This is a genomic window from Streptomyces sp. NPDC085944, assembly GCF_040686295.1.
Classification (GTDB): domain Bacteria; phylum Actinomycetota; class Actinomycetes; order Streptomycetales; family Streptomycetaceae; genus Streptomyces; species Streptomyces salinarius.
On record NZ_JBFBJX010000003.1, the window covers coordinates 464,873 to 490,421 of the forward strand.

Annotated in this window: 16 protein-coding genes; 11 read left to right on the plus strand and 5 right to left on the minus strand. The window is 74.1% G+C overall.

From position 1 onward, the window contains the following. Window positions 1-137 precede the first annotated feature (137 nt). A complete protein-coding gene (locus AB0P07_RS08615; protein WP_365546973.1) occupies window positions 138-1,892 on the minus strand; it encodes a hypothetical protein in 1,755 nt (584 codons plus the stop codon). 51 nt (window positions 1,893-1,943) lie between these two features. Further along, window positions 1,944-2,138 carry a hypothetical protein gene (locus AB0P07_RS08620; RefSeq protein ID WP_007447353.1) on the minus strand — a complete coding sequence of 65 codons (195 nt, stop codon included), beginning with the start codon at window positions 2,136-2,138 and terminating at the stop codon, window positions 1,944-1,946. 282 nt (window positions 2,139-2,420) lie between these two features. Here AB0P07_RS08620 and AB0P07_RS08625 point away from each other — a divergent pair, with 282 nt between their 5' ends. Both AB0P07_RS08625 and AB0P07_RS08630 read left to right on the plus strand, forming a co-directional pair. Beyond that, a complete protein-coding gene (locus tag AB0P07_RS08625) occupies window positions 2,421-2,813 on the plus strand; it encodes an ankyrin repeat domain-containing protein (RefSeq protein ID WP_102931537.1) in 393 nt (130 codons plus the stop codon). Window positions 2,814-3,147: 334 nt separating this feature from the next. Then, a complete protein-coding gene (locus AB0P07_RS08630; protein WP_365546977.1) occupies window positions 3,148-4,566 on the plus strand; it encodes a HEAT repeat domain-containing protein in 1,419 nt (472 codons plus the stop codon). A gap of 321 nt (window positions 4,567-4,887) precedes the next feature. Here AB0P07_RS08630 and AB0P07_RS08635 read toward each other — a convergent pair whose 3' ends face one another. After that, window positions 4,888-5,721, minus strand: a complete 834-nt coding sequence (locus AB0P07_RS08635) for a putative hydro-lyase (protein WP_365546979.1) — start codon at window positions 5,719-5,721, stop codon at window positions 4,888-4,890. Continuing rightward, window positions 5,718-7,040, minus strand: coding sequence for an MFS transporter (locus tag AB0P07_RS08640; RefSeq protein ID WP_365546982.1), 1,323 nt, complete (start codon window positions 7,038-7,040; stop codon window positions 5,718-5,720). The genes AB0P07_RS08635 and AB0P07_RS08640 overlap by 4 nt, the downstream gene beginning before the upstream one ends. Window positions 7,041-7,180: 140 nt before the next feature. Here AB0P07_RS08640 and AB0P07_RS08645 point away from each other — a divergent pair, with 140 nt between their 5' ends. From AB0P07_RS08645 to AB0P07_RS08675, 7 genes are all read left to right on the plus strand, one after another. Continuing rightward, window positions 7,181-7,876, plus strand: a complete 696-nt coding sequence (locus tag AB0P07_RS08645; RefSeq protein WP_365546985.1) for a GntR family transcriptional regulator — start codon at window positions 7,181-7,183, stop codon at window positions 7,874-7,876. Between the two features lie 91 nt (window positions 7,877-7,967). Beyond that, complete coding sequence (locus tag AB0P07_RS08650; RefSeq protein ID WP_365546988.1) at window positions 7,968-9,494, plus strand: hypothetical protein; 1,527 nt, start codon at window positions 7,968-7,970, stop codon at window positions 9,492-9,494. A gap of 88 nt (window positions 9,495-9,582) precedes the next feature. After that, the gene (locus tag AB0P07_RS08655; RefSeq protein ID WP_365546991.1) at window positions 9,583-10,464 is read left to right on the plus strand and encodes a hypothetical protein; all 882 of its coding nucleotides are present in this window, start codon (window positions 9,583-9,585) and stop codon (window positions 10,462-10,464) included. A 63-nt stretch (window positions 10,465-10,527) separates the two neighbouring features. Further along, a complete protein-coding gene (locus AB0P07_RS08660) occupies window positions 10,528-15,198 on the plus strand; it encodes a hypothetical protein (RefSeq protein ID WP_365546994.1) in 4,671 nt (1,556 codons plus the stop codon). Window positions 15,199-15,338: 140 nt separating this feature from the next. Continuing rightward, complete coding sequence (locus AB0P07_RS08665) at window positions 15,339-16,325, plus strand: hypothetical protein (RefSeq protein ID WP_365546997.1); 987 nt, start codon at window positions 15,339-15,341, stop codon at window positions 16,323-16,325. A 175-nt stretch (window positions 16,326-16,500) separates the two neighbouring features. Further along, window positions 16,501-18,348: an HSP90 family protein gene (locus AB0P07_RS08670; RefSeq protein ID WP_365546999.1), complete on the plus strand. Its 1,848-nt coding sequence runs from the start codon at window positions 16,501-16,503 to the stop codon at window positions 18,346-18,348. 2 nt (window positions 18,349-18,350) lie between these two features. Further along, on the plus strand, window positions 18,351-21,431 hold the full coding sequence (locus AB0P07_RS08675) for a hypothetical protein (protein WP_365547002.1): 3,081 nt from the start codon (window positions 18,351-18,353) through the stop codon (window positions 21,429-21,431). Between the two features lie 44 nt (window positions 21,432-21,475). Here the strand turns inward: AB0P07_RS08675 and AB0P07_RS08680 are convergent, their stop codons facing one another. Continuing rightward, entirely contained in the window at window positions 21,476-21,946 is a 471-nt protein-coding gene (locus tag AB0P07_RS08680) for a hypothetical protein (RefSeq protein ID WP_365547005.1), read from the minus strand. Between the two features lie 420 nt (window positions 21,947-22,366). On the opposite strand from AB0P07_RS08680, the gene AB0P07_RS08685 reads away from it, so the two are divergent. Both AB0P07_RS08685 and AB0P07_RS08690 read left to right on the plus strand, forming a co-directional pair. Continuing rightward, complete coding sequence (locus tag AB0P07_RS08685; protein ID WP_365547008.1) at window positions 22,367-25,117, plus strand: nitrate- and nitrite sensing domain-containing protein; 2,751 nt, start codon at window positions 22,367-22,369, stop codon at window positions 25,115-25,117. Continuing rightward, on the plus strand, window positions 25,114-25,548 hold the full coding sequence (locus AB0P07_RS08690) for a roadblock/LC7 domain-containing protein (protein ID WP_365547011.1): 435 nt from the start codon (window positions 25,114-25,116) through the stop codon (window positions 25,546-25,548). Before AB0P07_RS08685 ends, AB0P07_RS08690 begins: the two co-directional genes overlap by 4 nt. Window position 25,549: the final 1 nt, after the last annotated feature.

Genomic DNA, 25,549 nt, shown 5'->3' on the forward strand with positions numbered 1-25,549 from the left:
GCGTTCGCGGTGTGTCCCGCCGGATGCGTCCCGGCCGCCGGAGTCCTCGCAAGCGGGCGCGGTCGGGATGCGGATCCCCCTCGGCCGCGCGACGGTGCCGGGGCGGCGCGGTGGGTTCGCGCCGCCCCGGCCGGGTGTCAGGAGGTTTCCGCCGCGACCGCCTCGGCGGGGACCGGCTCAACAGGCGTCGGCTCGGTCGCTGCCGGGGTGGCCGGCTCCTGGTCCGCCGCGTTCTTATCCGGCTCGCTCGCGGCCGCCGGTTCCGAGGCGTCCTCCTTCTCCATGGAGACGGCCTTCGCGTCCGTCTTCGCCCTTGCCTCCGCCTCGGCTTCCGCGTTCGCCTCCGCCTCCGGAGGAAGGGGCGCCTGCTCCCCGTCCGCCGGCGTGGTGCGCGGGGGGAGGAGATCGAGCACCGCCTGCCGGTGCGTCTCGCTCGTCGCGTCGTCGTAGGGGTCCGGGGTGGCCGGCACCTGGAGGCGGTGCACCGGTCCGGTGCCCAGGCGGGCGTATCCCCGGCCGGGCGGGACCTGGTCGACGGGTGTCGTGTGCGGGGGAGCACCCAGCGCGGTCGTCAGCTCGTCCGCCGTGGCCGGGCCGAGCACGACGCGCGCGCGCGTGTGCTGCCGTACGGCGTCGGCCAGGGCGTCCAGAGCGTCCAGCTGGTCGGCGACGACCACGGTGACGTTCGCGGCCCGGCCGTGCCGCAGCGGGAGCTGGAGCAGGGTCTGCGGGTCCCGGCGGCCGTCCGTGTCGGCGAGGTGCGTGAACGCGGTCGGGCGGTCCAGGAACACCCACAGGGGCCGCCGGGTGTCGTCCGGCGCCGCCAGACCCTGCTGACGGGCCCGGTTGACGGAGATCAGCCGCCGTTCCGTCTCCGCGGCGGCCCACTCCAGGCTGGTCAGCGCGCCGGTGAGGCCGCACTCCACGGCCAGGACACCGTCCCGGCCGACCAGGCAGGCGTACTCCCCGGTGCCGCCGCCGTCGACGATCAGCAGGTCGCCGTGGTGCAGTGCCTGGAGGGCGACCGAGCGCAGCAGGGTGGACGTGCCGGTGCCGGGCTGCCCCAGGACCAGCAGATGGGGCTCGGTCGAGCGGATGCCGGTGCGCCAGACGACCGGCGGTACGTCCCGCTGCTCCGCGCCGTGGGTGAGCGGGAGCGTGCGCTGGACCCCGGTCGGGTCGGTGAAACCGAGGACGGTCTCGCCGGGGGCCGTCACGAAGCGCTGGACGGCGATGTCGGTGGGGAGCGCGGGGAGCACGTCCACCGCGAGGTGGTTGGCCTCCTCGTCCCATGTGAAGCGGTACTCACGGCCCCGGCCGGCCTTCGCGGCGAGCAGGTGCTCGATCCGGGCCCGGGACTCCGCCTCGCCGTCGGTGAAGTAGGCGGGGTAGCGGATCACCAGGTGGGCGACGCGGCCGTCGTCGTCGAAGCCGTGGGCCGGGAAGGCCTTCTCCCAGCCACCACCGTGGGCGTACAGGGGATCGGGGTCCTCCACGATCGAGAAGTACGGGACCAGCGCCTCGTAGAGGGACTGCAGACGCAGGCTCTGGGAGTCGTCGGGCCCCTCGGGCACGGGCGGGGTGCGGTCCCTGCCCTGCCAGGCTGCCGCCGCCATCAGGACGATGACGGCGAGCAGCGGGCCGTACGGCACGAGCGCCACGACCAGGACCACCGAAGCCACCAGGAACAGGAGCGCGCCGTGCCGGTCCTTGGGGGTCTCGGCCCATCTGCGCCGCGCGGCCGCGGCCAGTCGGCGCAGACCGCGGGCGATCGTGATCAGCGGCTGGAGGACGTCGGTGGCGCTGTCGGCCGCCGTCCGGGCCAGCTCCCGGCTCCGGGCGAGCTGTGCGCCGCCGTTGCTCAGAATGCGGGGGAGGGGCCGCCGGGCCACTGCTGCCTCCTGGAGGTGCGTACGTGCGGGTGTGGGGCGGGAGCGGGCCGGTCAGAACTTGATGCCGCCGAGCAGGCCCGCCAGGCTCTCGCCGCCCGCCTTGATGCTCGGGGCGATGGCCGTACTCGCGAGGTAGAACCCGAAGAGCACGGCGACCAGCAGGTGCGAGGCCTTGAGGCCGTCCTTGCGGAAGAAGATGAAGACGACGACGCCGAGCAGGACGACGCCTGAGATCGAGAGGATCATGTGAGTTCTCCTGGTTCACGGGGACAGTCACCATGAGTACTTCCAAGCTCACAGCATGTATCTATACGATAAAAGGTGCAAACGGGGGAAATTCGCGAGAATTGCCCCAGGTGGCGGAGGGATCCTTGATCCGCTCGGGTGTCCCGCGAGCCAGTACCCTGGCGATTCACTCGCACGGCCACACCGCTCGTGGCCGTGCGCACACGTTGTCCCCGGCGCTCGTCAGCCTTCCCGACGGGCGTCACGTTCGCAGTGATTGCGCAGTGAGAGGTGGTCCGGCCGATGAGTGAAGCCCCCGACCCCGAGGTCGTGGAGCTGGCGACCAAGATCTTCGACCTGGCCCGGCAGGGGCGGACCGAGGAGCTGGTGGCTTACGTGGACGCCGGTGTCCCGGCCGACCTCACCAACGACCGCGGCGACTCCCTCGTCATGCTCGCCGCCTACCACGGCCACGCCGACGCGGTGCGTGCGCTGCTCGCCCGTGGCGCCGACGCCGACCGTGTCAACGACCGGGGCCAGACCCCGCTGGCCGGCGCCGCCTTCAAGGGTGAGACGGAAGTGACCAAGGCGCTTCTGGAGGCCGGCGCGGACCCGGCGGCGGGCACTCCGTCGGCTGTCGACACGGCGCGGATGTTCGCCCGGACGGACCTGCTGGAGCTGTTCGGCGCCCCGTGACGGGACGGCGGAGGGAGCCCCGACCGGGCCCGCTCCACACTTTCTGACCAGGAAAAACACTGAAAACGGGGGAGGCGGTACAGGGCCGCCGAAATTTCGGTCGCGGCAGATGTGACCGCCGGGCCATCATGACGACGTGGTTCACGGACGTGATGGCTGGGCAGGTGTTGCCGCACCGCGCGGGCCGTGACACGGCCCGCAAGGGCCACCGACGAGAGGCAGAGGAACATGGTCTTCAGCAAGCAAGAGACGGCGGGCGCTCCGACGTGTTGGCGCACGGCCAGGTAACGCGTGCTCCCCGGTTGCGTCGACGCTTGATGTGAGGCTGTTTCCCATGTTCGATCCGGTCATAGCGCCCAGCGGTACGCTGCTCGGCCTGCTTCAGCGGGGTCGCGGCGACGGCACGCTGCACGCGCTCACCGCTCCGCGCGCCGAGGCGCTCGCGGCACTGAACCACTGTGTGCTCCACGACCCCCGCCACGACTGGCAGGTCGAGAACCGTTCCCTCTACTACGCCCGCCTCTACCTCGACCTGAACGGCGAGCTGGACGCGGTCGAGGCCCACCTCTTCGACCCCGAGGACGTCCTGGACGCCGAGGAGTCGCGCACCGGGCTTGCCCTCGCGGTCCTCGGCCACCTCGCCTCCTACGGCAGGCTGGACGCGCTCCAGCTGCTGCGCCGGTACGCCGCCCACGGCGTCAACTGGGCGTGGGCCCTGGACGAGCTGGCGCTGCGCGACGACGACGCCGGTCTGCGCGCCCTCGCCGGGCCCGTGCTGGCCCGCTTCCCGCACGACGCCGAGGGCGAGGCCGAGCTGGCTGCCGCGGTGCGGGACGCCTTCGAACCCCGGCCCTGGCGGCTGTGGGCCGACGATCCCCGCGAATCGATCGCCACGCGCGTGCGTGCCGCCCAGGAGACGGGCTGTTTCGATCGCTGGCAGCGCCAGATGAACTCAACCGGCCCCCGTCCGGGCTGGAGCGTGCGCGCCGTGTTCGAGTGGGCCGAGCAGGGCGTCGAGCGCGGCACCCCGCTCCATGTGCCGGCCGCCCGCTGCCTCACGGCCGTCGCCGGCCCCGAGGACCGTCCCGAGATCGTCGAGGCCGCGCGGTCCGGCCCTGAGGGCGCCCGCTGCACTGCCCTGCGCTATCTCGCCGACGGCAACGACCCGGACGTCCTCGACCTGATCGAGGGCGCCGTGGCCACCGGCTCCACCCCGGTCGTGGAAGCCGCCGTCGCCGCCTACGAGCGGATGCGCAGCCTCGCCGCCGTCGACCGGGCCCGCGGCTGGGTGCACCGCCCCGACGCCCTGGGCGCCGCCGCCGGACGCATGCTGGCCTGCCGGGGTGCCGCCCAGGACCGCGATCTCGTCCTCGCCGCGCTGCGGGAGGCGGTGCGCGGTGAAGGCCCCGACGCGCCGACCCTGTGGACCCTGGTCGACGGCGCCGGACGGCTCGGCATCGCCTGCGCCGCCCCCGTACTGCGCCACGTCTACCGCGAAACCGCCTCGTCCCACCTGCGTGGCCGGGCCGCCCGCGCGCTGGCCGCCACCGATCCGTCCTTCGCGGCGGGCTTCGCGGTCGAGTGCCTGTGGGACTGCGAGGAGACCACCCGCGAACTCGCCGCCCGCCATGCCGAGACCGGCGACACCCGCGTCGTCGAACGACTCCGCAGACTCGCCGCCGACCCGGCCGAGGAGGACGAGGTCCAGACGGCGGTACGCAGCCGCTTCGGCCCGGACACGCCTGCCGTGTGAGCGCCGTGAGGCGCGGGGCACCGGCGAGCGGGCCGCCGAGGCGGCCCCGGGCCCAGTGTCCCGCAGCGGGTGCGCCGCCGACGCACGGTCGCCGGGCAGGTGGCCCGGGCGTCGGGCAGGTGGCCCGGGCGTCGGCAGAGCGGCCCCGGGGTGTCGGCGGCCCGTCGCCCGTCGCCCGCCGTACCGCCGTCCGCCGTCACGGAGCGGGGAGCGCACCGGTGTCCCCGGCGCCGTGCCCTCACAGGGCACCGGGCGGACGCCGTACCGCCTCCGGTGTGAACCGGCCGCGGGCGCCACGGCGACGCGTCCCGGCAGCCGGGATCAGCCCACGCGGTACTGCTCGTCACGGGCGTCGGTGAGGAACATCTGCCCCGGTGTGTGGGTGAGCGCGAAGGGCGGCCGCGAGGCCATGACCGCCGCCTGCGGAGTCACCCCGCAGGCCCAGAACACGGGGATGTCGTCCGGCTCGCGCTCCACGGTGTCGCCGAAGTCGGGCCGGTCCAGGTCCTCGATGCCGAGCGCCGACGGGTCCGCACAGTGCACGGGGCTGCCGTGCACCGCCGGGAGCAGGCCGCTCTCGCGGATCGCCGCCGACAGGTGCGCGGGCGGCACGGGACGCATCGACACCACCATCGGCCCGCGCAGCCGCCCGGCCGGACGGCACGGGCGCGTGGTGACGTACATCGGGACGTTGCGGCCCTGCTCGACGTGGCGGACCGGGACGCCGGCCGCGGCCAGCGCCCACTCGAAGGTGAAGCTGCAGCCGATCAGGAACGTCACCAGGTCGTCTTGCCAGTACGCGCGCACGTCCGTCGGCTCGTCCGCCAGCGTGCCGTCCCGCCACACCCGGTAGCGCGGCAGATCGGTGCGCAGGTCCGCGCCGTCGGCGAGCAGGGTGGTCCAGGTCCCGGCATCCGTGACGTCCAGCACCGGGCACGGCTGTGGGTTGCGGGTGCAGAACAGCAGCATGTCGTACGCCCAGTCGGCGGGCACCGAGACGAGGTTGGCCTGGGTGCGGCCGGCGGCGACCCCGGCCGTGGGGCCGCTGAGGCCCTCCCGGAAGCGGGCGCGGGCCGTTCTCGGGCTCCACGCGTGCGCGTGCTCGTCGACGAGGGCGAGCGGCCGGTCCCCGGTCGCAGGGTGCGGGTGGTTCATGCCAGTTCCCTTCCGCGCGTCTCCGGCAGCCCCAGCAGTGCCAGCGCCGCGATGCCGTAGCCGATGGCGCCGAACACCAGGGCGCCGCCCACGCCCCAGCTGTCGGCGAGGAAGCCGACCGTGGTGGGGAACACGGCACCCACGGCGCGCCCGGTGTTGTACGTGAAGCCCTGGCCCGCGCCCCGCACCGCCGTCGGATACAGCTCGCTGAGATACGAACCGAACCCGCTGAAGATGGCCGACATGCAGAAGCCGAGCGGAAAACCCAGCACCAGGAGCAGGGTGTTGGCGCCGCTGGGAATGTTGGCGTACGCCAGGATGCAGACCGCCGACAGCAGCGCGAAGAGCCAGATGTTGCGCCTGCGGCCCAGCACGTCGGTCAGGTGGCCGCCGGTGAGGTAGCCGATGAAGGCACCCGAGATGAGGAACGTCAGGTAGCCGCCGGTGCCGACGACCGACAGGTCGCGCTCGTCCTTCAGATACGTCGGCACCCAGGTGGCGAGGGTGTAGTAGCCGCCCTGGACCCCGGTGGAGAGCAGGCTCGCGAAGAGCGTGACGCGCAACAGGCCCGGTGAGTCCGCCGTGCCCGGCTTGAAGATCGCCGGGAACGAACCCCTTCCCGCACCCTTCCCGCGCGCCTCGGCGGCCCTGGGCGCGTCGTGGACGCTGCGTCGCACCCACACCACGAGAAGGGCGGGCAGGGCGCCGGTCCAGAACATGATCCGCCAGGCCAGGTCGTCCCCGGCCAGCGAGAACACCAGCGTGTACACGACCACCGCGAGCGCCCAGCCGACGGCCCAGGAGCTCTGCACCGCGCCGAGCGTGCGCCCCCGGTGCCTGGCGCTCGCGTACTCGGCGACCAGGACGGCGCCGACCGCCCACTCGCCGCCGAAGCCGAGGCCCTGGAGGGCGCGGAAGACGAGCAGCGTCTCGTAGTTGGGCGCGAAGCCGCAGGCGACCGTGAACACGGCGTAGGTGATCACGGTGATCAGCAGCGCCCTGACCCGGCCGGCGCGGTCCGCCAGCACACCCGCGAGCGCGCCGCCGACCGCGGAGACCACCAGGGTGACCGTCGTCAGCAGTCCGGTCTGGCCGCTGTCCAGACCGAAGTACGCGGCCAGCGCGACCATGGTCAGCGGCAGCGTGAAGTAGTCGTACGAATCGAGGGCGTAACCGCCGAACGCCCCGCCGAAGGCGCGGCGGCCCCGCGGTCCGAGGGTGCGCAGCCAGCCGAACGGGCCGTCGTCGAAGGCGCGTTCGGCCGTGCCGGGAGGACGGGTGCCGGTGGGCGGTGCCTGGGGTGGAGGGGGTGTGCTCATGGTGCACCTCGCAAGGGGAGGACGGAGGGTGCTGGTCGAGCGGTGTGTCGAGCGGTACTGGGGGGCACCGTAGAGGATCGTTCAACGATCCCTCAATACCCCTGTTGTTTCGTTCTGACATCTGCGATTGAATTCCGGGCATGGCAGAGCAGTTGACCGGGCTGGCCGACGACCGTGCCCTCCTCGGGCGGACCAGCACCGCCGAGCGGGTCTCGGACATCCTCAGGAGCCGGGTGGCCGAGGGCTACTTCCCGCCCGGAACCCGGCTGTCGGAGGACAGCATCGGCGGCGCCCTCGGCGTCTCCCGCAACACCCTGCGCGAGTCGTTCCGCCTACTCACGCACGAACGCCTGCTGGTCCACGAGCTGAACCGGGGCGTCTTCGTCCGGGTCCTGACGGTCGAGGACGTCGAGGACATCTACCGCACCCGCTCCCTCGTCGAGTGCGCCGTGGTCCGCGGTCTGGGGGAGCCGCCGTATCCGCTGGACGGGCTCGCCGAGGCCGTCGAGGAGGGGCGCCGGTCGGCCCGTGAAGGTGACTGGAAAGGTGTGGGTACGGCCAACATCCACTTCCACCGGGAGCTGGTCGCCCTCGCCGGCAGCGAACGCACCGACGAACTGATGCGCAGCGTCTTCGCCGAACTGCGCCTCGCCTTCCACGTCGTGGACGACCCGCGGCGTCTGCACGAGCCGTACATCGCCCGGAACGCGGAGCTCCTCGACACCCTGCAGGCCGGCGAGCGGGAGACGGCGGCGCGACTGCTCGCGGTCTACCTCGACAACTCGCTCGAGCGGGTCGTGGAGGTCTACCTGCGGCGGGTCGGGGACGACGCGTAGGGCAGGGGCGCGGGTGGGCCCGGCCCCGCCGGCAAGGGGGCCGTCTGCGTCGTTTGGGTCGATGTCAGACCGAGGACCTAGTCTGTGCACCGTGACTTCGCCTGCACCGACGGACAGCGTTCCGCCCCAGCTCAGCGCGGGGCCGCGCCCCGCCCCGGGCCCGGCCGCCGACGAGGGGCTGGCGCGGCGGCTGCGCGCGCTCGCCTGCACGGCGCCGCTGCACGACCTCGACGCACGCAAGGCCAATCTGGCCGGCGAGTACTCGGTCTACGGCATGGCGGAGATCGCCCTCGCCGCCATCGACCTCGTCACGCTGAACATGGACTTCGACACCGGCGCCGACCACGACCAGATAGTGGCCAGGCTGATCCCGCGCGTCGCCGCCCAGGCCCCCCACCGCCCCGCCGCCGAGCACGAGCGGACGGCCCGCTGGGTCCTGGAGAACCTGATCAACGTCGGCAGCGTCGACCGCGGCTTCCGCGCCGTGTACGGCACCTTCGGACCCGACGGCACCTACGTCCGCCGCGACTACGACTTCAAGCTGCTCGAAGAGGTCCCGGGACCGGGTGGCACCGTCTACCTGCGCACCACGGACGAGGCGGTCAACGTCCTCGTCGGCGCCCTGGACACCGACGTCACCAGCGCCCAGATCGCCGCCGAGGTCAAACTCGAGGTGCTGATCAGCCGCGGTCGCCTCGCCGACGCCCAGCTCGCCGCCGAACAGGCCCGGTACCGCACCGTGCAGTACTCCGAGACCCTGCGCAAGGCCCTGGACGCCACCCGGCGCAACGTCCGCGCGGTGGACTGGCTCAGCGCCGTCCCCGACATGATCGCCGAGGCCCTCGACCATGTCGCCGACCGGTACCGCCACGAGAACGCGATCCTCACCAACATCCGCAAGGCCCGCGACGAGACCGAGGACGCCGAGCACAAGCGCCGCGCCGCCGAGCTGGTCGACATCGTCAAGGACTGCATCCGCCGCCACACTCAGCTCCAGTCCCGCCTCCTGGAGGCCGGCCCGCTCTTCCGCGCCGAACAGGACCGGCAGGCCTTCGCCACCCCCCTGACGACCTCCGGCCTCGACCTGTACGGCCACCTCGTCGCGCCCGTGCTGCCGTTGCCCGTGGAGAGCGCGCTGCGTGTCACCGACGCCTTCTTCGCCCGCGGCACCGGCCTGCGCACGCCCGTCTCGGTCCGGGTCGGCGACCTCGTCGACATACTGCTCACCCCGCCGGTGGAGCGGGAGCACCTGGGCGCCGAGATGCCGGAGCCCGACCTGATCGCCACGCCGGACGACAGCCGGTTCAGCGAGGAGCAGCTCGCCGCCGCCATGGAGCTGCTCGACCTGCCGCACGACGCCCCGCGCCGGCTCTCGGGGCTGCTGGCGGACGCCCGCGGCCGGGACCCGGAGCTGCCGTACCTCGTCGCCCTGCTCGCCGTCCACGCGGCCAGTCCACCGGTCGGCACCGCCTACCGCCAGGGCGAGCCGAAGCTGTTGTTCGCCGTGGACGACGGCACCGAGCTGGACGACCCCGAGTTCGGCGGCGCCGACCTCGTCGTCGGCACGGCGCTGCTGGACGCGGCCGGCATGGCCGCAGACCGCACGGAGGCGGCATGACCGGCCCACACCGCCCCGACCACCGTCCCACCCACCGCCTGGCCCGGTACCGAGGCACAGAGCGGCAGCACAGCGAGGAGTGCCGACCGTGACCGAGCACGTCGACCGGAGCGAACCGGAGGCGGGTGCCGCACCGGCCACCGCGGCCGTCACGCCCGCCGACGCCGCCGACGCGGCGCGGCTCGTCGCCTTCGGCCTCCAGCCCAAGCTGCTGCCCGCCCGCGACCAGGAGTACGCCGACCTGCTGCGCCGCTACCGCGAGGACCCGCCCTTCGCGCGGCTCGCCGACGCCGTGGCGGCAGGCTTGGGACTGGTGGTCCTGGAGGTGTCCCCGCGCGCCGGGATGGCCGTCACCGCCGCCGAGGACTCGGTGTTCGCCGTCCGCATGGGCGACTACGCGCGCCGCGCCGCCACCGACTCCGGCGACCGCTTCCTGCACGGCCTCGCCCACCTCGCCGTCGCGGCCATGGCCTACCCGCGCCCCGAAGACCTCGCCGACGACGGCTACATCGGCCGCGTCACGGTCAACGGCGTGGACGCGTTCGTCCGCCAGGCCTGCCGCAGGCTCGAGGAGCGGGCGGAGCAGCAGGGCGAGAACACCGACCCGGCCACCGACGCCCCGGGCCTGGAGGCCGCCTGGCGGATCTGGGTCAGGCGCAGTGCCACCGGCGCCACCAAGGACGCGCGCAGACTCCCGGGCTCCACCACCGGCATCGTCGGCAAGGCCGCCGCCTTCCTCACCGAGTCCGGCTTCCTCCAGCGCACCGGCGACGACCACGGCGGCACCTACCGCACGACGGCCCGCTACCAGCTCCAGGTGCGCGACATGGCGGGCAGCGCCGCCATGGCCGAGCTGCTGGAGCTCGGCATCGTCCCCGTCACCGACGGCACGGCGACGTTGCTGCCCGCCGACGAGACGGACGACCTGGAGCTCGTGGCCGACGCAGGGCTGCCCTTCCACTCCTCCTGACGCCCGTTCCCGCACCCCGAAACCGAACGTCCCCGACTTCCCGAAGACTTACGAGAGTCCGCCATGTACGAGCTGTCCCGGGTCCGTCTCTACTCCATCGGACCCGCCGGTGCGCGCTATGCCGACACCGTGCTTGACCTGCGCGGTGTGGGCGAGCCCGTGCCCGACCCCGCGCCCACGCAGGCGGAGTTCTTCGAGGAGGAGCCGGTCGGCCCGCCGCGCCGGCCCGCACCCGCCGGCGTGCTCTTCCTGGAGAACGGCGGCGGCAAGTCCGTACTCCTCAAGCTGATCTTCTCGGTGATGCTGCCGGGCCACCGCAACACCCTGGGCGGTGCCAGCTCCGGCGTGCTGCGCAAGTTCCTGCTCGCCGACGACTGCGGACACGTGGCGCTGGAGTGGCAGCACGTGCAGACCGGCGAGTGCGTCGTCGTCGGCAAGGTCAGCGAGTGGCGCGGACGGCAGGTCTCGGGAGACCCGCGGAAGTTCGCCGAAGCCTGGTACTCCTTCCGGCCCGGCCCCGGACTGACCCTGGACAACCTGCCGGTCGCCGAGGCCACCGCCGTACGCCCGCCCGTCGAGGGCGCCTCAGGCGCGCAGGGCAGGCGGCGCACCATGAAGGGCTTCCGCGACGCGCTCACCGAGGCCGGCAAGGCCTACCCGCACCTGGAGGTGCACTGGGAGGAGATCCACGACCGCTGGATCGAGCACCTCGGCGACCTCGGACTCGACCCAGAACTCTTCCGCTACCAGCGCGAGATGAACGCCGACGAGGGCGAGGCCGCCGGCCTCTTCGCGGTCAAGAAGGACTCCGACTTCACCGACCTGCTGCTGCGGGCCGTCACCGACACCCGCGACACCGACGGCCTCGCCGACCTGGTCGGCGGCTTCGGCAACAAGCTGGGCCGGCGCGCCGAGCTGATCGCCGAACGCGACTTCACCGCCGGGTCCGTCGACCTCCTCGGCCGGATCGTCGAGGCCGCCGAGGCGCGCGCCCGCGCCCGCGACATCCACACCGCCGCCGAACGCCGCACCAGGAACCTGGCCCGTCGGCTCTCCGCCCGCGGTGCCCGTGAGCGGGTCCGGGCGGGGGACCTCGCCCAGCGGGTCACGGCCGCCGCGTACGCCGTCACCCACGCCGAGTCCGCCCGGGACCGCAGCGGTCTCGTCGCCGCCGAACTCGCCTACCGGCACGCGTCGCTCGCCCTCTCCGGCGCCGAGAAGGCCGCCGCCGCGCAGAAGCGCGAACTGGCCGACGCCCGCACCCTGCACTCCGCCTGGCAGGCCGCCGAGGCCGTGCTGCGCCACCGGGCCGCCGCCGACCGCGTCACCCGCGTGTCCGCCGCCATCCAGGAGGCCGAGCGGGACGCGGCCCCGGCCCTCGCCGCCCGTACCAGGGCCGCCGTCGACCTCGTCCGCGCCCTGCACGCGGCGGCCGGCAAGGCCGAGCACCACGCCAACGAGGAGGAGGCGAGGTCCGCCGCCCTCCAGGAGGTCAGCGACGCCGCCCACCGGGACTCCACCACCGCCGCCACCGAGGCCCAGCGCGCCCGCAGCGAGGCCGGACATCTGCGCCAGCGCCTCACCGAGGTGGAGCAGGAGACCGCCGAGGCCGTCCGGGCCGGCTGGCTGGACGACAGCACGCCCGACGCCGATCCGGCCCGCGCCGCTCTCGCGGCCAGCGACGCGGAGAAGACGACCGTCGCCGCCTGGGACACCGCCCGTGAGGCGGCCCGCCGGGCCACCGAGCGCGCCCGTGAGGCCGCCGCCGCGGAGAGCCGCGCCGAACTGACCGCGGCCCGCGCGGCGGACGCGGCCACCGCGGCCGAGCGCGCCCACGAGGCCGAACGGCGCACCGCCGAGACGCTGGCCGCGGAGGAACGGCTCGCGCAGCTGCTCGGCCTCGCCGCCGAGTCCCGCCCCGGCATCCCCGAGCCCCGCCGGGACACGGACCGGGACGACCGGGCCCCCGCCCCGCGCGGATCCGACGGCGCGCTGACCCCCGAGGAACTCGACCGCTTCGCCGACGAACTGCGCGAACTGCTCGACGACACCGTCACCTCCGCCGAGCGCCAGCTGTTCGAGCTGCGCACCGCCGCCGCCGACGACTCCCGCATCCTTGGCGCGCTCGGCGACGGCGGGCTCCTGCCGCCCGGCCCCGACGTGCTGGCCACGGTCGAGTTCCTCGGCGAGCACGGCATCCCCGCCCTGCCCGGCTGGCGCTATCTCGCCCAGGCCGTCGACCCCGCCGACCACGCGCGCGTCCTGGCCGCCCGGCCCGAGCTGGTCGACGGCGTGATCATCACCGACCCGGACTCGCACATCCGCGCCCGCGAGGTGCTCGGCGACGCGGCCCTGCTGCCGCGCTCCGCCGTAGCCGTCGGCACGGCCGCCGCCCTCCTCGGCCCGACCCCGGCCCCCGAGTCCGGCACCGGGGACGTCTTCCTCGTGCCGCCGAACCCGGCCATGCACGACGAGCACGCCGCCGACGAGGAGCGGCACGCGCTGCGCGCCCGGGCCGGCGAGCGGGACGAGGAGATCCGCGCGTTCGCGGCCCGCCTCGGCAAGGACCGTGAGCTGGCGGCCCGGCTCGCCTCCTGGCGCACCGGCTGCCCCGCCGGACGCCTTGCGGAGCTGGCCCGCACCGCCGAGGAGGCCCGCGCCTTCGCCGAGGAGACCGAGGCCGAGCTGACCGAGGCCCGCACCCTGCGCGCCGAGGCCGACGAGAGCGCCGCCGAGGCCGTCCACCTTCGGGACGAGCGGCAGGAGGCCGCGCAGAAGGCCCGCCGTGCCGCCGACGCCCTCGCCGGCCTCGCCTTCCGGCTGCGCGAACGCGCCGGCTGGCAGGCCAGGGTCCGTGAGCTCGCCGACGAGGGCGCCGAGGCCGAGGCCCGCGCCCAGGCCTGCCTGGAGCGGGCCCGCGCCGCCGACGAGGACCGGCGCGCCGCCCAGCGCGCCGCCGACGACGCCCGCCGCACCGCCCGCGCCCTGCGCGCCGAGCGCTCCGAGATCGCCGGCGCCCCCGACGACGTACCGGACGAGACCCCCGGGGACGGGGCCGAGGCGCAGAAGGCGAAGGCGTCCCTGCCGGACCTCCGCGAGGCCTATCGCGCCGCCTCCCAGGTGTACGAGAAGGTCGGCGTCGGCGCCGACCTGCGCGCCGAGCAGGCCCGTGCCGAGAGCGACGAGAGCGCCGCCCGTGCGGATCTGGACCGGCTCAGCAACAAGGTCCGTACCCGTGCCGGACAGCTCCTGGAGTCGCCCGACGGCTCCGACGGGCCCTCCCGGCAGGCCGCCGCCGCCCGCGCCGAGGAACTGGTGCAGCTCCTGGAGACCCGCATGTCCAGCGCGAGCGAACAGCTCGGCCGGCTGCGCGGCGAGGCCGAACGGCACGCGCCCGAGGACGGCGAGACCCACACCGACCTGCCCGAGGAACTCCGGCCCCGCGACACCGAGCACGCCCAGACCCTGCTGCGCACGGCGACCGCCGAACTCGCCTCCCGTACCGAGGCGCTGGCCCAGGCCCGTGAGGCCCACGCCGAACTGCTCGACGCGCACCGCGCCGCCGAGGACGCGGCGAGCGGCTTCGACGAGATCGCCGCCATGCTCCGCGACCTGCTGCGCGACCACGCGCCCGAGGAGGAGCCGGAGGAGCCCGAGCCCTATGCCGGCGACCTGGAGGAGGCCCGCAGGGCCGCCGCCGAGGCCCGCCGTTCGCTGCGCGGCTGCGCCGCCGACCTGTCCGCCGCCGAGGCCGCCGTACGCGAGGCGAGCGACGTCCTCGTCCGGCACGCCAACTCCACCCGCTACGAGCAGGTCCGCACCCCCGCCCGTCAGCAGATCCGCGAACTGCCCGCCGCCGCGCTGCCCGAACACGCCGCCAAGTGGGCGGACGCCTTCGCGCCCCGGCTGCGCGTCCTCACCGACGAACTGTCCCAGCTGGAGCGCAACCGCGACTCGATCGTGGACCGGCTGCGCGGCCTGGTCGAGTCCGCTCTCGCCACGCTCCGCTCCGCCCAGCGTCTGTCCCGGCTGCCGGAGGGCCTCGGCGAGTGGTCCGGGCAGGAGTTCCTGCGCATCCGCTTCGAGGAACCCGACCAGGCCACCCTCACCGAGCGGCTCGGCGAGGTCGTCGACGAGGCCACCCGCGCCGCCGTGAAGAAGAACTCCGACCTGCGCCGCGACGGCATGTCACTGCTGCTGCGGGGCGTCGCCGCCGCCCTGCAGCCCAAGGGCGTCGCCGTCGAGATCCTCAAGCCCGACGCCGTGCTGCGCGCCGAGCGCGTCCCCGTCGGCCAGATGGGAGACGTCTTCTCCGGCGGCCAGCTGCTCACCGCCGCCATCGCCCTGTACTGCACGATGGCCGCGCTGCGCAGCAACGACCGCGGCCGCGACCGGCACCGTCATGCGGGGACGTTGTTCCTCGACAATCCCATCGGCCGCGCCAACGCCACCTACCTGCTGGAGCTCCAGCGGGCCGTGTCCGACGCGCTCGGCGTCCAGCTCCTGTACACCACCGGCCTGTTCGACACGACCGCGCTGGCCGAGTTCCCGCTGGTCATCCGGCTGCGCAACGACGCCGACCTCAGGGCGGGCCTGAAGTACATCAGCGTCGAGGAACACCTGCGGCCCGGTCTGCCCCAGTCCGCCCCCGCCGCCGAGGGGGAGGGCGAGGCGGTGCACAGCGAGATCACGGCGACCCGCATGTTCAAGCGCCCCGCACAGTCGCCCGGGTAACCACGATCCACGCCTGCCGCAGCCTGCCGCTGCCCGACCGCGCAGGACGTGAAGCCGGTGTGGAAATGAAGTGGAGGCGATGTCAGAGCTTCCCCTTATGCTGCTCCAGTTGATCAAGCGGCACCTGGGGAGGGCGCGACATGTTCGGCAAGCTGTTCGGCAGGGCGGGGGAGAGACCGGCGGCGGATCCGCACGCCCTGCCCGTCCTGCCCGGGCGCAGGAACGGGACGTACATGCTCCGCGCCCTCGGCGACACGCGGGTGCTGGCGCTGGTGGAAGCGGCCGACGCGGGGGACTGGGACGGGCTGAAGGCGGCGCTGAGCCCGTTCGACCTCGGCCGTGACCACCAGGTCCTCGGCGAACTGGCCGAGCGGGACGGCGTCCAGGACTGGATCGGCCGGGCCGTCGGCCAGGACGCCGAGCACCGGGCGACCGCGCTGCTGATATCCGGGGCACGCCACATCGCCTGGGGCTGGGAGGCACGGACCGCCGATCGCGCCGTGAACGTCACCCAGGAGCAGTGGCGCGTCTTCCACGAGCGGCTCGAGATCGCCGAGGAACAACTGCTGCTCGCCGCCGAGCTTCGGCCGGACTGGATCACCCCCTGGTGCCGCCTGCTCACCTCCGCCCGCGGCATGTCGCTGCCGGATGACGTCGAACACACCCGGTACGAGGCCGCGCTGCGCCGCGACCCGCTGGACCTGGAGACCCATGTCGAGCGGGTGTCCCAGCTCCAGCCCCGTTGGGGAGGCGAACCGGGAGAGGCGATGAGGTACGCCCGCGAGGCGTTCACCCGCGCGCCCGAAGGGCACCGCCTCGGCTGTGTGGTGGCCATGGCCCACATCGAGGACTGGGTGGAGTCGGAGAGCCCGAGCTGCCTGGACCTGCCGTACATCCAGAAGGAGCTGCGGGACGCGGCACGGCACAGCATCCTCCACCCCGCCTATGAGCGGCGCCCGGGCTGGCAGCAGGACTTCAACATGTTCGCCATGGCCCTGTCGCTGGCCTCGGAGAGCGTCGTCGCCCCACGGGTCTTCCACGAGCTGGGTGGCGCCTGCACGCCGTGGCCCTGGCGCTACATGGCACAGCCCGAGAAGGCCTACGCCCGCTTCCGCCGCCACGCCTGAACCGCCCGAGCCGTATTCCGGCCGCCGCAACGCGTGAGCCGGTCGGGTCGTACTCCGGCCGCCGCGACGCCGATCCGGCCGGGCCGCACTCCGGCCTCCGGCACGCCCACCCCGGCGCCCCTCGCGCTCTCCTCGCGCCCTTCAATCCTCCGCCACGCCACCCCGGGACTGCCCGATGACCCTGCCCGACGCTCCTTCGAACCCCGCCGGCGCCGACCGCACCTTCCAGGTGGATCTGCGCGGCCTCGTCGACCTCCTCTCCCACCACCTCTACTCCAGCCCCCGCGTCTACCTGCGCGAACTCCTGCAGAACGCGGTGGACGCGCTGACCGCCCGGCACGGTCTCGAACCGGCCGCCCCGGCGGGCGCCTACGGCATCCGGCTGTACGCCGACGGCTCGGTCGTCCGGGTCGAGGACGACGGCGTCGGCCTCACCGAGGCCGACGTGCACAGCTTCCTCGCCACCATCGGGCGCAGCAGCAAGCGCGCCGAGCAGGTCGCGGAACAACGCGGCGACTTCATCGGCCAGTTCGGCATCGGACTGCTCTCCTGCTTCCTGGTCGCGGACGAGATCCACGTCGTGAGCCGCTCCGCCCGCACCCCCGACGCACCCGCGGTGGAGTGGCGCGGACGCGGCGACGGCAGCTACACCATCCGCACCCTGCGCGCCTCCGCCCGGCCCCGACCCGGCACCACCGTCACCCTGACGCCCCGCGCCGACGCCGGCGAGTGGACCCGGCCGGCGCGGGTGCAGGAGCTGGCCCGGCACTTCGGATCCCTGCTGCGGCACCCCGTGACCTTCGACGACGGCACGGGCGGTGGGGGCGCCCCCGTGAACCCCGAGCCCGCACCCTGGTCCCGCGCGTACCCCACCCCGGGAGCCCGCTCCCGCGCCCTGGCCGCGTACGGCGAGGAGGTCTTCGGGTTCACGCCGCTGGACACCATCGAGCTGGACCTGCCGGCCGTGGGCCTGAAAGGCCTCGCCTGCGTGCTGCCGCAGGCGGTACCGGCCGGACGGCGCCACGGCCATCGTGTGCACGTCAAGGGCATGCTGCTGTCCGAACAGGCCGAGGAGATCCTGCCCGAGTGGGCGTTCTTCGTCCGCTGCGTCGTCGACGCCGAGAGCCTGCGCCCGACGGCCTCCCGCGAGTCCCTGTACGAGGACGACACCCTCGCCGCGGTCCGCGACGCCCTCGCCGAGCGGCTGCGCGCCTGGATCGCCCGCGCCGCCGCCAGCGACCCCGACCTGCTCGCCCGCTTCCTCCACGCCCACCACCTGGCCGTGAAGTCGCTCGCCGTCCACGACGACGAGATCCTGCGGATGCTGCTGCCCTGGCTGCCGTTCGAGACCACCGACGGGCACACCACCCTCGACGAGTTCGCCCGCACCCACCGCACCGTGCTCGTGACGTCGAGCGTGGAGGAGTTCCGGCAGGTCGCCGCGATCGCCTCGGCCGCGGGGCTCGGCGTCGTCAACGGCGGCTACACCTACGACCGCGAACTGGTCCACCGGCTGCCCGAGATCAGGCCGGAGACCAGCGTCGCCGACCTCGACCCGGCGACCCTCACCGCCCACCTCGACCCGGTCGACCGGGAGACGGAACTCGCGGCGGCGGCCTATCTCGCCCGGGCCCGCGACGCCCTGGCCGTCTTCGACTGCGACGTCGCGCTGCGCACCTTCCAGCCCGCCTCCGCCCCCGCCCTCCTCGTCGACAGCCGAGAGGCCCGGCACGAGCGCACCCGCTCCCAGCTCGCCCGCGAGCAGGAGGGCGGCCTGTGGGGCGACATCCTCGGCGCCCTTCGCCAGGAGGCCCCGCGCGCCCAGCTCATCCTCAACCAGCTCAACCCGCTGGTCCGCACCGCCGTCGCCATCGACGAGCCCGAACTGGCCCGCACCAGCGCCGAAGCCCTCTACGGACAGGCGGCACTGCTGTCCCGGCGCCCGCTCAGGCCCGCCGAGTCGAGCCTCATCAACCGCTCCTTCCTCGACCTCCTCGCCCACGCCCTCCGCAAGGACAACTGACGATGCCGACCACACTCCAGACCGTCGACGAGCTGTACGAGGCGCTCCAGGCCAACCAGCGGCGCCCCTACGGCCGTACGCGCACCGTCACCGCCGAGGAACTCGTCGACGCCGCCGAACAGTTCGAGGAGCCCCTGCCGCTCGTCCGGGCGCTGCTCGAACTCCAGGAGGCGTACACGTACGGCTCCGAGCCCCGTAAGTCGCCCGTGACCTTCGCCCGGCTGCTCACCCTCTTCGACGAGCAGCCCGACGTCTTCGACGAGAACCTGCGCCACCTGGTGTTCTGGCGGTTCAAGTGGGTGGCGGCCGCCCTGCGTGCGCTGCCGGAGATACCGCTGGCCAGCCTGCGCCAGTGGCTGACCGAGATGCGCGACCGGTACGAGAAGGCCGGGTACGGCCTCCAGCCCTACTACGGGCAGGCCTACCGGCTCGCCGCCCACATCGGCGAGGACGCGGACCTCGCCTACGAGCTGTGGGCGGGCCGCACCCGCACCCGGCTCAGCGACTGCGAGGCCTGCGAGATCTGCGAACGCGCCCTGTACCACCTCGCCTCGGGCGACGACGAGCGGGCGCTGCGCACCTGGGAACCCGTCCTGGCCGGCAAGGAGTCGTGCCAGGAGGAACCCGCCCGCTCCATGGCCTACGCCCTGCTGCCCCTGCTGCGCACCGGCCACACCGACCGGGCGCGGGAGCTGCACCTCGCCGGATACCGCGGCTGCCGCCGCAACCCCTCGATGTCCGGCGAGGTCGGCCGGCATCTGGAGTTCTGCGCGCTGACCGGCAACGAAGCCCGCGGTCTCGAACTGCTAGCCGAGAACCGCGCCCTGTTCGACGAGGTCGACTCGCCGCTGGAACTCCTCGACTTCCTCACCGGCGTCGAGGTCCTCCTCCAGCGCGTGGAACAGCTCGGCCACGGCGAACTGCCCGCCGCCGGCTACCCGGGCCGCACCTGGACGGTGGCCGGGCTGCGCGCCGAGGTGCGCGGCCGCGCCGCCGATCTCGCCGCCCGCTTCGACGCCCGCAACGGCACCACGACCCACACGGAGCGCCGCGCGGCCCGCCTCGAGCGGGCCCCGCTCCTCCAGTCGCTGGAACTGACCCTGCGCACCCGCCACCTCGACGACGTGACCCCGGCCGACCCGGTCGCCCCTACCGCCGCCCGTACCGCCCCCGCCGTCCCCGAATCGCTGCCCGAACTCGTCGCCCGGGCACGGGAGCTGGACGAACAGGGCCACCCGGACGCGCGGTCCTGCTGGGCGGAGCTGCGCACCCGGGTCACCGCCCGTGACTACACGCACCCCGACGACCCCGCCGTGGGCCCGCTCGAGCGGCTGCGCGCCGATCTGCTGGCCGAAGAGGCGAGCCGGCTGGGCGAGAAGGACGACTTCACCGAGGCGGCCGCCCTCTACGAGGAGGCCGCGGACCTGTACGACGACGCCAAAGCGCCGGCCCACGCGGCACTCGCCCGCGCCCACGCCCTCCTCGCCACCGCCGAGGTCCCGCCCCGGCCCTCCGCGCCCACCGGGGAGACCGCCGCCGCACCACCGGCGCATGCGCCCGCTCCGCCGTCCGCCGAGGGTGTCGCGGCTGCGCCCGCCGGGGAGCCCGCCCCGCCCGGGACCGTGTCCGCGGCCCCGGTCCAGCCCCCGGTCGACGGCGCCGACGCCAGCCCGGCCAAGATCGCCGCGCTGACCGCCGCCCACGCGGCCATGGTCCGCCTGTACGAGGAGACGCCCGGCCTGGCCCCGTACCAGGAGGCCCGCCTGCTGCGGCTCCGGGCCACCGCGCTGGGCCTGCGCCTGCAGACCTCCGGGAGCGACGGACACGTCACCGCGGTCCTCGACGAGGTCGAGTTGCTGCACGCCTTCGCCACCCGGCACGACATCCTCGGACAGATCGCCGGTGCCCTGATGCTGCGGGCCAGCACCTACGCCATCGCCGGCGACCTGCCCGCCGCCCTCGCCGAGACCGACGCGCTCCTGGACCGGCTGAAGGCCCACGGTCCCGCCTGGCACCTGCCCCGGGCGCTGAGCCTGCGCGCCCGGCTCAGGCTCGGGCTCCAGGACGCGCAGGCCGCCCACGCCGACCTGGGCGAGGCGCTGCGCCTGGCCGCCGACTGGCCGGCCGACGCCGTCGACACCGCCCGCCTCCACGGCGACCTCGCCGAGGCCTGCATGCACCTGGGCCGTCCCGACGAGGCGCTGCGGCACCTGACCCGCTCCGCGGAGCTGAACCTGAGGCGCGGCGACCGCTTCGACGCGTACTGCGCCTACAGCAACGCCGCCACGCTGAGCCTGGACCTCGGCCGCGTCGAGGACTGCATCGCACTGCTCGACTCCTTGCTGGCCGAACCGGACGTCGCCGCCGGAGAGCCGGACGACCGGCTGGTCGCCCAACTGCGCCTGACCCGCGCCCGGGCACTGCACGCGGGGGAGGACCTCAAGGCGGCCACGGCCGAGTTCCTCGCCCTCGCGGCCGAGTCGGCCGACTGGGACGACGACCCGGGAAGCCACGCCATGATCGCCTCGGAGACCGCCGTACTCCTCGCCGAGGCCGGTGAGTTCGGCCGGGCCCGCGAGGCGGCCGACCAGGCGCTGGCCGCTCACGCCCGCGACCCCCGCCACGAGGCGCTGAGCAACTGCCTGCGCGAACTGGCCCGCCTCCAGGCCCAACGGCAGGGTTCCGACGGCCTGGCCGACGCGCTCGCCTTCCTCGCCGACGCGGGCCGGGTCGCCGACGGGGCCCGCGCCGCCGGGTACCAGGCCCACGGGCGTCCCCTGGACTCCGCGCTGGCCTACGAGTACGGGAGGGTCCACGCCTACGCCGGCGCCCACGAGGACGCCCTGACCGCCCTGGAGAAGGCCCTCGCCCTGGTCGGTGAGCCGGGTCCGGACAACGACCGGGTCGGCGAGTGGGCCGAATGCGTCCGCTTCGCGGCCGCCATGGAGGGCGTCTATCTGAAACGCCCCGCTCCCGCCCTCGCCCGCCTGGACGCGGCCGTCTCCCACCTGACCAACCTGGGGCACCCCGAGGAGACCGAACCGCTGACGTCACTGGCCGCCCGGCTGCGCGACGAGAACTGAGGGGGTGTCAGGAAGCGGCGGAACCAGGAGCGGCCGGGCGACCGTCACCCGGCCGCTCGGGGATGCGACAGCTGCCCCGCGCCGCCCCGCCGGCCTATCCGCTCCTGACCCCGCTCGGCGTCCCGGGCCTGCCGTCGCGCCCGCCGACGTTCACGGCGCATGGCCCGCGCGGTGCTGCTCGGCACCGACACCACGCCGTGCCGCTGGTTCCACACCTGCCGGGTCACCCACACGTCCAGCACGCCCCAGGTGGCCACCACCGTGCCCGCGACACTCGCGAGCACCATCGGGAACGCCAGCCAGGACTCCGCCAGCGTGCACAGGAAGGCCACCATCGCCAGTATCAGCGTCACGGCGACGACCAGCACCGCGCGCACGGCCGCCGTACGCACCGGATCCGGCATCCGTCGGCGTCGCGCGGGCTCCTCGGTCCACAACGGCCGATACCCCGGCCCTCGTTCACCCGCAGTCGTGTCCGCCGGCGCCTCGCGCCGCTCCGCCGTGCCCATCGACATGTCACTCCCCACCGCCGGCAGACAGCTCGCCCGTGTCCCAGGACACGGCTCCCCTCTGGCTGCCCGGCTTGCGCCGCTTTACGCCACCCGGGGGCAGGATGCGGCTCCTGTTGCCGAATCCGCCTCCATTTCCCGTAGTGAAGGACGAACGACGGGTACCCAGGATTCCCGGAGATCCTGCCCGGTCGAAAAAATTCGGCCAATCCGCCTGCCACGACGGAGCGGAGGCCTCCCCGCCGTCGCCCGAATCCGGGGACGCAATCTCCCGCAATGACCGGACAACTGACCATCACCGACGCCGGGTACGGAAGTTCGGCCTCCGGATGGGTCTTCGAGTTACCTGTGGGTCGGTAGTAGGCTCGCGCCGTTTGTTGACGCACATGTGTACCCCCACCGGTGGGGGCCGAGCTGGGGGAGGCCATGCGCTTTCGCGGGAAGTCGATCCGCCGGAAGATCGTGGCGCTGCTCCTCGTGCCGCTGGTGTCCCTGACCGCGATCTGGGCCTTCGCCACGGTACTGACGGGACGTGAGGCGGCGCAGCTGTTCAGCGTCTCGACCGTCGTCGAGGAGATCGGCTACCCGATCGAGGACACCGTCCGCGTCCTCCAGCAGGAACGCCGCCAGACCCTCGTCCACCTCGCCGACCCGCGGGCCTCCGACGGACTCGCCGCCCTGCAGCGCAGTCGCACCGCCACCGACGAGGCCGTCGCCGAGATCCGCCGCAACGCCGCCGACGCCGACGTACGGGACGACCTCGGCCCGGCCGGGGAGGAACGGCTCACCGCCGTACTGGACGCCTTCGACGGCATCGGCTCCCTGCGCCGCAGCGTCGAGGACGGCACCGTCGACCGTGCGCAGGCCCTCGGCCTCTACAACCGCCTGGTCGACCCCTGCCACGACCTGCTCGCCAACCTCGACGTCGTCGACGACGTGGGCCTGGACAAGCAGTACCGCGCACTCGTCAACATCGCCCGCGCCCGCGAACTGCTCTCCCGCGAGGACGCCCTCCTCGGCTCCGCCCTGGTCACCGGGCGGCTCACGCGCACGGAGACACGGGACGTCTCCGACCTCGTGGCACAGCGCACCGTGATGTACGACATCAACCTGCCGCAGCTGCCCGCCACCGAACGCGGCCGGTACCAGCGGTTCTGGAAGAACGCGTCCTCCGCCCCCCTCCGGGCCGCCGAGCAGGCCGCCGTCTCCTCCGACACCGGTACGCCGCGCGGCGTCACCGCCCAGAGCTGGGACACCGCCGCCGGGAGCGTCCTCAAGGAACTCGGCGAACTCGACGACAACGCAGCCGACCGCTACCAGGACCGTGTCGACCCGGTCGCCACCAACACCATCGCCAAGGTCGTCATCGCCGGCGCGCTCGGCCTGATCGCCCTCCTGTACTCCCTCTTCCTGTCCGTGCGCGTCGGCCGTTCCCTCATCCGAGACCTGAAGCAGCTGCGTCAGGAGGCGCACGAGGCCTCCGGCGTCCGCCTGCCCAGCGTGATGCGCCGCCTGTCGGCGGGCGAGGAAGTGGACGTCGAGACGGAGGTGCCGCGCCTGGAGTACGACAAGAACGAGATGGGCGAGGTCGGCCAGGCCCTCAACACCCTCCAGCGGGCCGCCGTGGAAGCCGCCGTCAAGCAGGCCGAACTCCGCGCGGGCGTCTCCGAGGTCTTCGTCAACCTCGCGCGCCGCAGCCAGGTGCTCCTGCACAAACAGCTCACCCTCCTCGACACCATGGAGCGCAGGACCGAGGACACCGAGGAACTCGCCGACCTGTTCCGCCTCGACCACCTGACCACCCGCATGCGCCGGCACGCCGAGGGCCTGGTCATCCTCTCCGGCGCCGCGCCCTCCCGGCAGTGGCGCAAGCCCGTCCAGCTCATGGACGTGGTGCGGGCCGCCGTCGCCGAGGTCGAGGACTACGAGCGCATCGAGGTGCGCAGGCTGCCGCGGGTCGCCGTCACCGGCCCCGCGGTCGCCGACCTCACCCACCTGGTGGCCGAACTTCTGGAGAACGCCACGGTGTTCTCGCCGCCGCACACCGCGGTCCAGGTGCTCGGCGAGCGCGTCGCCAACGGCTTCACCCTGGAGATCCACGACCGGGGCCTCGGCATGGCCGCCGACGCCCTCCTCGACGCCAACCTCCGGCTGGCCGAGACACCCGAGTTCGAGCTGTCCGACACCGACCGGCTCGGCCTGTTCGTCGTCAGCCGGCTCGCCCAGCGCCAGAACGTCCGGGTGTCCCTGCAGCCCTCGCCGTACGGCGGCACCACCGCGGTCGTCTTCGTCCCCGACGCACTGCTCACCGACGACGCCCCGGACACCAACGGCGTCGGCTTCCGCCTCGACCGCCCGCAGCCGGCCAAGAAGAAGGAGCCTGAGGAGAGCCGTCGTTCCGCGCTCTCCCACGTGCCCGCCCGGCTCCCCGAGCGGCCGGCCGCGATGCTGGACGGACCGGTGGAACTGGAGGCGCCCGTCGACCTCGACGCCCTCGACCTGCCGGGCGTCCTCGACGACCAGGACGGCGAACGCGGCGGCCTGTTCCGACCGCGCCGCTCACTGGCCGCGGCCGACGACGACCAGGCCCGCCGGCCCGGCCGGCGACGCCCCGAGCCCCGGCACGGCGAGGAACCGGCCGAGGACGGGGGCGGTGCGAACGAACCGGTCGCGCTGCCGCGCCGTCGAACCCCCAAGCTGGTCAGCTCGCACGGGCGCCCGGTCCCCGAGCGGCCCGCCCGGGACACCGCCGACGAGCCGCCCGCCACCGGCACGGACCGGACCGAGCGTCCCGCCGCACCCGGAACCCGGACGGACGACCTCCCGGCCCTGCCCGCCCGCCGGCGCGGCGACCGCACGGGAGACCGCGCCGAGGGCCGCGACGGCGGCACGCCCCGCGCGCGCGAGGGCACTCCGTCCGCCGACGCCGAGCCCGGCGAGCTGCCCAGGCGCGTACGGCAGGCCAGCCTGGCCCCTCAGCTCCGGCAGAGCCCCGAACCACCCGCCGAGGACGGCCCCGACCCCGCCGACCGCGACGCCGACGAGGTGCGCAGCCGCATGGCCTCGCTCCAGCGAGGCTGGCAGCGCGGCCGCAAGGAGAACGCCGCGACCGAGCACCCACCCGGCGGCACAGCACCATCCGCACCACGAGGAACGACTAAGGGGGACGGTCGATGACCGTACCGAAGACGACCGGCCACACCGCGACCAGGTCCGGGGAGCTGAACTGGCTCCTCGACGACCTGGTGGACCGGGTCGCGAGCATCCGCAAAGCCGTCGTCCTGTCCGGCGACGGGCTGGCGACGGGCGTGTCCAAGGACCTCACCAGGGAGGACAGCGAGCACCTGGCAGCCGTCGCGTCCGGATTCCACAGCCTCGCCAAGGGCGTCGGCCGGCACTTCGAGGCGGGCAGCGTCCGGCAGACGGTCGTCGAACTCGACGAGGCCTTCCTCTTCGTCACGGCCGCCGGCGACGGGAGCTGCCTGGCCGTGCTGTCCGACGCCGACTCGGACGTCGGCCAGGTCGCCTACGAGATGACCCTGCTGGTCAAGCGGGTCGGTGTGCACCTGGGCACCGCTCCGCGCACCGACGGGTCCTCCGGCGGGTAAG